This window comes from Wenzhouxiangella sediminis, assembly GCF_003410055.1.
GTDB lineage: Bacteria > Pseudomonadota > Gammaproteobacteria > Xanthomonadales > Wenzhouxiangellaceae > Wenzhouxiangella > Wenzhouxiangella sediminis.
The window spans coordinates 78,577-89,659 of sequence record NZ_QUZK01000005.1 but is presented as its reverse complement, the minus strand read 5'-3'; the positions used below and the strand labels follow the sequence as shown (position 1 = coordinate 89,659).

Below are 11,083 nucleotides of genomic sequence, written 5' to 3'. Positions count from 1 at the left end.
CGCATGTGGAATCTCCTGTTGCTCCATTATGAGAATATTCCACTTCTGAGCAACACCAATTTTAGGGGGGATTACCCGCCGAGCCCGAGGTTCAAGACGATTGTCATTTTGGTACATAGATGGTGGATGTACCTTTTTCTTGGCAGTCACATATATTGCTTCATATCCGGAATATGCTGCGGTGGAAACATCCTCTTCGTAAGCTCACTTACTCTGGAAAAGTCAATGGAATCTAACCTGCTGCTCCAATCCGATGGGCCATTGACGGGCTTGAGATCGAACTCCATTGCAAGAACTGCGCGCAAGTAGCACGCAAATGAAAGGATCCAGCTATTATCATCCTCGCTTATACTGCGCTCTGACGGTTTCTTATCCATTACCTCATAAAAGGCCCTAAGATTACACCTAGCCAAGTCTTCGTTCTCGAGAAGAACAGACAGGTAGGCCTTAAAAAGAAGAACTCGAGCATTCGTTGGGCAAAGAGTACTGGTCATTTTTTCAGCGATTCGGTAAGCCGAAAGGTAATCTCCCTTATCGAACTTCCCCAGCATCCTAAGTAGAGCGAGCGTGAAACGTGTTTTGGTGATCATAGCGATCCAAGTAGCCAGTTAGCCATCGACCCAAGCATCAAAAGCTTGGACGGCTTTTTGAATTTTATCGCCAATCCAATCAACCAGGCCCGTTCTTTCATTCAATTTTCGAACACCCTCCTGCACCTCTCTGATCCTCTGCATTTGAATTCTATCAGCCGGACGCGACTCAAGCGCAACCGCGTCTCCGCCCCTAGGAGTAGAAGCCGCGCTCTGAGCCCTTCCCAAAGAGACAAATCGTCCGCCTTCGCCTCTGATTGCATGTGAGTTCTCGACAAGATCAAAACCGTCCACCATTCCTTGTCTTATCAACTCCCGAGTAGCAGCCGAATCACCGGCAGCAGCCTGTGCACGCATCAGAAGCTCATCTGGTGAAACAGCCCGACGCTGAGTTGCACCATCAGCGCCCTCCGTTACAAAACTTGTGCGAGCGGGAGTAGGCTGCCCAGCCCATTCGACTGCTCGGTCGATTCCAGACCTGACACCTGCATCCGCGGAGCGAAGGCTCCTTCTGGTTAGATCGAAGCCTGCTTTTGCGCCGAACATGCTAGGGAGAGCTGATCCAAACTGCGTTTGGGCTTTTGCATCGCCCTCTATGAAAACCGCATAACCGAAGGCACCTAACCCTCGGACCGTCCTACTGCCCACGCCTACCGGATCCCTTCTCACTTCCCCCGCAAGGCGCATTGCTCCGGCGGCAGTCGAATCGACTGCTTGAAATGTTTCGTCCAGTTCCGAGATCGACTTGTCACTGATCAGGCCAGTTGCCGATCCAACTAGATTGGCGCCGGTATTCAGCAGACCTACGCCGGACTCTGCGAGATCGAATATGCCACCGCCAATACTCCCAAGGACGGATCCCGTTCGAGCAACCACTCCACCGGCTAGTCCACTGTGGGCAAGATCGCTACTCCCCAGTTGCTCGGCGCCCCTCATCGCGTCGTCTCTACGACGACCAAAGAAGTCCCTGATCTGACTCAGCACCACGGCCCGCCCATCCGGATCGACGAACACCGTCGGGTTGGCGTAGGCATACAGATACCGGTGCAGGCTCAACGGCCGCTTGGGCTCACCCCAAATGGGATCTTCCGAAATGAACCGCCCCGTCGCCGAGTTGTACCAGCGCTGCTGTGCGTAGTAGAGATCGGGCGCCTCGGACGGCCCGCGCTGGTGGCCAGTGAACCCAAATCTCGGAATATCCGGCGAGCTCTCCTCCTCGACCTCCCCGTACTCGTCGTAGCGTGTCACCGAGTAGGTCGTCCCGGTCTCGGTCAGCCGCTTGACCGGCGTCTTGAGGGCGTCGGTCAGCCAGGTGCGGGTGTTCCCTGACTCGGCCTCGGCCAGCAGGCGATCGGGGCCGTGGTCGTAGCGCATGAGCAGGTTGCCGAGAACGTTGGTCTCGAAGGCCATCGTCTCGCCGTCCCAGCGGAACCTCCGGGCCTCGGCGGGCGTGGTCTCGGCGATGCGGAAGCCCGCGTCGTCGTAGGTCCACTCGACCTCGGGCGGGCTGCCCTGGACATTGAGACTCAGGAGCCGGTCGCGGGCCCCGAAGTTGAACTCGCGCGTCACACCATCGGTGGTCGCGCTGATGCGATTGCCGTTGGCGTCGTAGGCATACTCGGCCTCCAGGGCACCGTCGAGCCAGACGCGCTCGAGCTGGTCGCGGGCGTTGTAATCGAAGGTCCTGGTGGTAGTCAGACCGCCTTCGGTGACGATCTCTTCGGCGCGGTTGCCTACGGCATCCAGCACGTAGGTGGTGATCCGCCCATCTCGCTCGGTCTCAATCAGGCGATCGGCGCGGTCGTAGTCGTAGGTGGTGAGCACCTCGCCGGATCCGAGGTCCTCGGTCTGGGAGCTGCGGTTGCCGTTGAGGTCGTAGTCGTAGGCGTAGTAGGCCTCGCGCAGGCCGCTGCGGAAATGCGCGATGGTCTCGAGCCGGCCGGCCTCGTCGTAGGTCTGCTCGGTGCGCGTGCCGTCGGGGTGGTCGATCTGCTCGACGCGGCCGGCCGGGCTGTAGGTGTAGGTCACCGCGCCCCGGCCCGGGGCCGTGACGCTTTGCACACGGTCCAGGGCATCGATGCCGTAGATCGTCGTGCCGGCGGCATCGATGCGCCGGATGCGGTTACCCTTGGCATCGTAGACGTGGGTGATCTGCTGCCCGAAGCGGTCAGTCTCGACTTCGAGGCGGTCGAAGGCGTCGTACTGGTAGGTGCTGATCTCGGTGCCGCCCGAGACAATCGTCTCGAGGACCTCGGTGCGATTGCCGTTGCCGTCGTAGGCGTATTCGACCTGGATGGACTCATCGCCGTTCGCGGCCGGATAGTTGGCCTCGATGCGCCGGTCCAGACCGTCGTACTCGAAGGTCCGGGTCTGGCCGTTGGCATCGGTGTGCGTGATCAGATTGCCACGGGCGTCGTGCACGAATGATTCGCTGGGGCCGCCGTGGTAGGTCCTCAGGCTTCGATGGTCGAGCGCGTCGTATTCGAAGCTCGTCGTGCGCTCGAGCGCGTCGGTCTGGCTAGTGAGGTTGCCGTTGGCGTCCCAGCCGTAGGTGGTTCGCTCGGTCTCCGGGTTGGTGACGGCGATCAGGCGGTCCGCATCGTCATATTCGTAGATCCAGGTGTCGCCAGACGGCCGCTTGCGCTCGGTGCGGTTGCCGGCCAGGTCGTATTCGTAAGAGGTGGTCTCTTCGGCCGGATTGGTTCGCGTGTCCAGGCGACGGCGCAGATCCCAGGTGCTGGTCGTGACCAGGCCGTCCGGATCGGTGACGGTGGCCTCGTCGCCCAGGGCGGTGTAAGTCCATGCGGTCGTGACGTCACCGGGGCGCGTCTGCAGAATGCGCCGCCCGGCCAGGTCATAGGCGAAATCCGTGCGGCGGCCGTTGGCGTCCCAGCGGCGGAGCACGTTACCCGAGCCGTCATACTCGTTCTTTTCGATCAGCAGGCCGTCGCGGCGGACTTCCAGCGGGCGGTCTTCGCCGTCGTAGATCGTGCGCGTGGCAATGCCGCGCCGGTCGGTGTGGACCAGGACGTTGCCGGCTGCGTCGTACTGCCACGTCTGCGTCGTGCCAACCTCCGTCGGATCGGTTTGCAGCGTACGGCGATTCAGCCCGTCATACTCGTAGGTGGTGGTGAAGCCGCGGGCGTTGGTCTCGCTGGTCAGGTTGCCGGCGGGGTCGTAACCGTAGCTGATTTCGCTGTCGTCGGGCAGGGTCGTCAGCACCCGGCGACCGAGAGCGTCGTAGTCATGCTCCGTCGTGTGGTTTCGCGCGTTGGTTTCCGACGTCACATCGCCATGGACGTTGTAAGCACGCGAGGTTTCCCGGCTCTCCGGGAGACGACTGACCGTGCGGCGCCCCAAGTCGTCGTAGTCGTGCTCGGTTCGTCGGCCCTCGCCGTCTTCCTCCCAGATGACGTTGTCGTTGCCGTCGTAGTCGAAGGCTTCGACCAGCCCCAACTGGTCCGATCGCAGCACCAGGCGGTCGCGGATATCGTAGTCCGACTCGATCAGCCGGCCATTGGCCCACAGTTCGGAAACGACGTTGCCCTGCCCGTCCCGGACGTACTCGGTGACCATGTCCGGTTCGGGACCGACCTCCAGCTCCAGGCGGCCGCGCTCGTCAAATTCGTAGGCGACCGTCGCGCCGCGGGGGTCCGTCTCCTCGATGACGAGGTCGCGGCCGTCGTATGACTTGATCCAGGCCGCGCCGGCAGCGTCGGTATGGCTGATCTCGCGACCCCGATCGTCGTAAGTCCATTTGAGAATCCGGGTGGGCTCGGTGTTGAGCGTGCGCTGGATGAGGCGGTCGGCGTCGTCGTAGACCGATGTCTGGACACGGCCTTCCGGCGCGTTCTCGGCGACGAGGCGATTACGGTCGTCGAACACGCGCGTCGTATTGCGTCCGCGCGGGTTGGTATGCAGGGTCTGATTGCCGTTCCCGTCGAACTCGTAGAGATCGACGGCATCCTCGCCCGCGGGGTTGACGCGGCGGACTTCGGTGCGTTCATAGCGCGGGTGCTCGTACTTGTAAGTTGTCGTCCGGGCATCGTCGCCGCTGCCAACACGCTCGAGGATTACATTGCCCACCCGATCGTGCTGGTACTCGATGACCAGGCCCTCGGGGCCTTGTGTGCCGATTCGTCGATCCTCGCCGTCGTAGCTGTGCGTTCGCGAGTTACCCTCGCCATCGGTCTGAAAGATCACGTTGCCATGGTAGTCGTATTCGAACGACTCGATGATGCCCAGGGCATCGCTGACCTGAAGGAGGCGCCCCATGTCGTCGTGCAGGTAGGTGGTCGCAATACCGCGCGCATTGGTCTCGACGCGGGTGTTCGCGGCATCGTCGTAGGCGATGGTCTCAAAATCGTCGTTGGGATGATCCACGCGGATTCGGCGATCGCGGTTGTCATAGGTGAAGGTGGTCGTGAACCCCTCGCCGTCCGTTCGTTCGATGATCCGGCCCAGATCATCCCATTCGCGCTCCTCGATCACGCCGAGCAGATCGGACACGTGGACGGGATACCCCCGGCCGTCGTATCCGACGTTGCGGGTGTAGCCGGTTCCGTCGGTGCTCGACACGCGGTCGCCCCGCGCGTTGTAGCCGAACGTTTCGGTAATCCCGCCGCGCGTGCGGGATGTAAGATTGCCGCGCTCGTCGTAGTCGCTGGTGGTCGGGATACCGCGATAGTCCGTCGCTTCGGCCACCCGGTTCTTGATGGGGACATCGAAGCCCTCCGGGGGATGGAAGCTCCAGGTCCGATCGAGGCTCCCGTGCGCACTGGTGATGGTTTCCGATGTGCGGTTGCCGTACTCGTCGTATCCGAAGTCGGTTCGAGTGCCGTTGGCATCTTTGCTCCAGGCCTGGCGGAGGATGTCCATGTCCCAGCCGAAGCGCTCTGTGCCGATGGGCCCCTCGATTTCCGTGGCTGCGCCGTAGAGATTCAACTGGTAGGTCGTGGTGAAGTTCCGGGCATTGGTGATCACCGTCTCGACCGGCTCGAGGCCGCGGGCGCCGCCATATGAAAAGTCGATCCGGCCATTGTCCGGCGCGGTCGAGTTGACGACGCGCTGGACCGGCATCGAATAGACCTCGGGTTCGACCTGCTGAAAATCGAGGCCGAACTCGTAGTCGATGCCGCGCTCGGCGCCGTTGATTTCGTCCCGAACGACCGTCAGGCGATCGCCGAAGAAGTACATCCCCGGCGGCCTGTCGCCCGGCCAGTCGACGGCGTCGTCGAAGCTTTCGTACTCGTACCCTTCTTCGGTCCGGCCCGGTGCATCCGCGACCTGCCGCTGGACGCGCACCAGGTTGCCGCGACCGTCGTACTCGTAGTCGATTCGAAGGCCTTCGGGCCCGTCGATAGCCACGAGGACCGGGCGCGTCATGTCCCGGCGCTCGATGATCTCGAAGTGCTTGTTCTCGTAGGTGAAGAGCAAGGCGCGGCCGGCGTCATCGCTGACCCTGTGCAGCAGGCGGTGGCCGTCATCGATGTTGTACTCGAAGTGGACTCGATTGCCGTTGCTGTCCTCTATCAGGTCGAGAAAATGGCCGCCGACCGGATCGGGTCGCAGCACGTAGCGCGTGCCGTTGACGGCGAAGAACTCGAAGCTGCCGTTGGGCAGGTGCTTGAGCGTGCCGTTGTAGCCTCGAAGGGGACGAAACACCTCGACTTCGCCCTCGAACCCGTCCGGGACGAAACGCACGCTGTTGCCGTCGGCGCCCGTGAGGATGTGTTCGCCGCATGCGGTGATCTGAAGGTTCGCGGCATAGTTGTGCGTCCAGCCGAAGCCCAGGTCGCCATCGGTGTTGCCGCGGTGGCTGGAGTAGCTTCGGACGAAGCGCAGCCCCGGCCCGCGGCCGTCGATCAAGACGTCCGCGCGACTCAGGTTGAGACTCCCGTCAAAAAGGTTGACGTCTTCGAGCATGGCGTGCGCGAGTGAAAGCGTATCCCGGCGACGAGGCTTGTGCGACAGGGTGCCGGCATAGGTCTCGACCAGTCCTTCGTAGACCGTGCTTTCGGCTTCGAGCTCGTAATAGAAGTCGCCGAACCTCAGGCGATCAATCGGAACCTCCAGCGTGTGCATCCCCGCTGGCACAAGGTCGCTTTCCATGGCCTGCCAGGCCACGGTGGTTGGTTCACCTAAGTTGTTTAGGTGGTAGAAAGTGAGCGAGACGTTGGCGGCGTGATTGGCCTGGATGCGCATCAGTCCGCCCTGGGGGCAGGAGAGCTGGTTGGCCACGTCCATGTCGTGAACAAGGTGCATGTGCTTGGGCCGGCTGTCCAGCACTTCCGGGAGTACGGTGCTTTCGCTGATCGCGTGCGCATCGAAGCCGGAGATAATCCGCTGGCCGTGCGACAAGGAGGTCGGCGTCAGGTCGATTTCCCAAGGCGTCCCCGGATTGAGGACGGCGGCCGCCTCGTACTCGCCATGGGGGTTGAGTCGCAGGCCTGCATCGAACTGTGTCGCGAGGGTGTACTCGCGATCGGGCGGCACCTCGCTCACTTGCCCGGTCAGCATGCCCTCTCGAGGCTGACGCACGTATTGGCTGTTCCACTGTCGATCTTCGCCGGCCCGCTGCAGCCAAGTGGATGCCTGGTTGGGGCGGTAGTTGAGTGGCTCGACCTCGAGGGTAGTCAAGACCGGTTCGGTCAGGCGCCCCTCGTCGTTGAGCTCGACCGGAAGATCGTTGTGAACGACGACACCGCCGTCGACCGTGAAGTAGGAGCCGAGCCCCCCGGAGAGAGCGGCCGCGACCGTGTCGCCGTAGACGTTCGAGTCGAGCTCCAGCCAGAGCCGATGCCAGCCAGGCTGCGGACCGGCCTCCACGTCGAATTGGTAGACCATTGGCGCGATATTGACCAGACCGTGGGCGACGCCATCGTTTGTCGCTATGACCATGGCCTCCAGATTCTGAGCCAGCGCTTCACACTGGAAGGCTTCCGGTGAGGCATGCCACCAGATTGCAGTGGTACGGAAGGTGCACCCCATGACCAGTGTCCGGGGTCTGCCGAGAAGCTCGTTCGGACGCGCCGCTTCGACGGGCCAGCCGCCCGCCGTGCGGGCTTCCATGCTGAAACGTCCGTAGCCGATGTCAACGGCGTCCGGGTTGTCGCAGCGCACTGGCGGCGCGGCGGTGCCGTAGGGCGATTCAATGCCATATTCGTCGATCAGGGCGCCGACACTGGCCTCGATGGTGATCGCAGCGTAGGTCGCGGTAGTCAGCATCATGTCCGCGATGGCAAACCCTTGCGTATCAGTGGTGACCTCCAGGGCCGGCAAACCACAATCGCCGATCGTGGCCAGGGTTCCGAGGGTCTGCGGTGAACATTCTCCCAGTTCGGAGAAACGTGTCGGTCGGGTCTGGCTGGGATGCGGGCAATCGATCGCATCTTCGGCGGATAGTGTCACGGGCGTATTCGCAACGGGATTGCCGTACTGGTCGCGAACCAGGTAGACCACGCTGCCCTGATGCGGCATGCGGTAATAGGTTTGCATCGGAGACCCTTCCGGCGCATACCACATCCGTTCGATCGAGGCCGGTGGACCCGGCACCACGATCGTCTTGAACGGGGACTGCAGCGGAACCACGCCGCCGCCTGCCGCTACGTTGACACCCACTCGGTCGTGACCGACCCGCGTGGCGTGCTCGTCTTCCGGGTTCAGCAGGGCCAGCCAGCCCTGCTGGATCTCCTCGGTGGCACGATATTTGACCGAAGCGACCCCAAGCGAATCGCTCTGAACGATGACGGACTGATCACTGACTTCAGGGAACTCGCCGTTGCCCGAGTAGAGGTAGAACTCGACCTGCGCTCCGCGAACCGGACGGCCGAAGCGATCGGTCACGAGTACGCTCAAGGGGCGATCGGTGGTTTCGCCAGCGGTCACAACCTGGTTATCGCTCGACGGAACCTTGCGGACCCGCGCCGCGCTGAGCGGGTTGTCGTTGGGCGGCTCGTCGTACGGAAAGCGCAGCGCGTCGCTGAGAAAATCGAGCACCCAGTCCTGCGGCGACTCGGTCGTTCCGCCGCCGGCATAGTGGCCGCTAATGAAGAAACCGCTTTCGCCGCTGTCCGGATGACGAAGCACCCAGGCGGTTCCGGTCCATTGATTAACAGTAAGCGCTTCGGCCGGAATCAGCACCTCGTAGCCCTGATCCATGCGCTGCTCGATGGCAGCGCTAATGTCCGGGGCAAGCACCGGCAGATCCTCGGGCCCGGCGGGCTGAAGCACCTCGATGCCGGATTGGTCGGCCAGTGCCAGAAGACGGTCGGCGGAAACGCTGTAGACCGCCCACTGCTCTTCGAAAACCCGGTGCTCGAGAATACTGCCGTGGAGTCCGGCCAGGCGGTACCAGGCGGACTCGACGGATTCGTCGGAGCCGAACGCTTCGACCGGACGAAGACCGGCATCGAGCGTGACGCCCTTGAGATCGAGCCCCAGCGACAGGCCCAGGATGTCCTCGCTGGCCATTTCCAGGTTGGCCATCACGAGCCCGGGCAGCGGATAGTGGGCGCGGACATCGACCAGCGCAGCCAGAAGATCCTCGCCCCTCGTCCATTCCCGGGCGTAGCGCCGCAGCAGTCCACCGAGATAGCGCGCCGAGGCCGGCTCGCTCTCGCCCAGGGGGAGGGTGTACTCGAGGCCGCCGTCGAACCCTTCGCCGAAATAAAGGGCGGAGAGGCTGCCGGACAGCACTTGCTGCCGATAGTCGATGGCGCCGCCCGGTCCGGAAACCGTGACTTCGAGAGGGTGATGCACCGCCATCGGCAAGGCCCCCTCGCCCACAAGCATGGGCATGCCGTCCACATGGACGACCGGGCGAACCTCCAATAGCGACGGCGGCGTCAACGCGTAGCCGCCGTTGGCCAGGATCAAGTCGTGGTCGTCGCTGCCCGCCGGCTGGTAAGACAAGGTGACCCGGCGCTCGACCAGGCCCGCCGCAGGCAGCGAGCCCTCCAGCACGACAGCGCCGTCCTCGTCGAGCATTCGGAACTCGACCTGCTGCCGGTATGAATCGGAAAGCATTGGCGATTCGTCGAAGACGGCTTCGACCGCGAACGGCAGGCTCGCCGGCAGAATGCCGTGTGCCGGCGCGGAAACGTAGGGGCGCCCCGTCACGGCGAGCGGATCGAGCGTGGGGTCCTGCGTTTCGGCTCGCTGGAGCAGCGCCTCGGCGGGCAGGGGCAGTGACTCTTCGACGGCTCGGGTGTCGAGGTAGCGCTGCTCGAAATCCTCACCCTCGGGCACGAGTGCGGTCAGCCCGGGCCCGTGATCCGACCATTCGTGAGACTTGATCGCAGGCGCCAGGGCCATCCAGGCCGAACCGCTCATGTCCAGAACGCTGCCGCGGTAGTTGGCATAGGGCACGTGGACGCTGACCCAGGTGTGCTCGAAGCGGAAAGCGGCGACCTGGCCACCGGATACGACGGGTTCATTGGCGATACCCGCACGCGTCAGCGCGCGGCTGATGGCGGGCGCCTGTTCTTCGCCGAGCAAGCCGGATAGACGCTCGAGGTCGAGGCGGATCGTGCCATGCACGAAGCGGGCCGGCGCCCCGCTGGCGCGCAGCAGAGCGATCAGCAACGCGGCCTGGTCGACGTCGTTGCCTGCCCGCAGCCCCAACGTCTGGGCCGGGCCTCTCTTCTGACCCGCGTACCACTCGGTGCGGATTTCACTGCGCACGAAATCGAAGATGCGCGCGTAGTCGTGATCGAGCTCTTCGGCCTTGGCCAGAATGGCTTCCGGAAACGACGAACCGTCGGCTGGCAGGCTGTCTTCGGGGAGCACGACGGATTCGGCATTGGCGTAGCTGGGCACCGTGGCCGATTCGACGCGCGGCGCGCGCTGCGGGAAACGCGGGCGATGGTGGGGTGTCGCAACACCCAGAATGCGTGCAGTCCGGGGCCGTGTCTGTTCGTCCAGCAGCGTCCGAAGGTCCGAAAGACCCGGGCTCCGACCGTCGATGATGGCACGGCGGACCTGTTCGAGTTCGACCCGCAGCGGGCCGATCCGCGCCTGCGTCTCGGCTTTCAGCGTTTCGACGCGACGGCGGGCGGACGCACCCCCCTCGATCCGGTCTAGCAGGTCGAGCTGATGGTCCAGCGCGGCTTCCACCAGAAGGATATCGCCAAGCAACGACTCGATACGGCGGCGCAGGGAGTTTTCCGAGGCGCCCGTCTCGATCGACGCGCGCAGCCGCTCGAGTGCGCTCTGGGAGCTGCCGGTCCCCGCCGGGCGCACGAGCGGATCGGACACACCGCCCTGCCACTCGCTCAGGGCGCGAAGCTGTGCCGAAGCGTCCATGCCCCGCTCGAGCGACTGCTCGAGAGACGGCTCCGCGCCGAGCGCCTGGCCGCCAACCAGCAGCGCCGAAAACGCAGCAAATCGGCAACGCATCAGCATCCGGCGCCAGCCCGCGCGCGTCGTCCGCTTCGGCGCCGCCACGATGACGCCCGCCACGAGACCGGCTTTGCCAGACGGCCGCTTCCACC

At 63.5% G+C, this 11,083-nt stretch carries 1 protein-coding gene; it reads right to left on the bottom strand.

Going from position 1 to position 11,083, the window contains the following annotated elements; translation table 11 throughout:
• Positions 1–608: 608 nt before the first annotated feature.
• Positions 609–11,051, bottom strand: coding sequence for an RHS repeat-associated core domain-containing protein (locus DZC52_RS01370; RefSeq protein WP_116649325.1), 10,443 nt, complete (start codon positions 11,049–11,051; stop codon positions 609–611).
• Between the last annotated feature and the right edge of the window lie 32 nt (positions 11,052–11,083).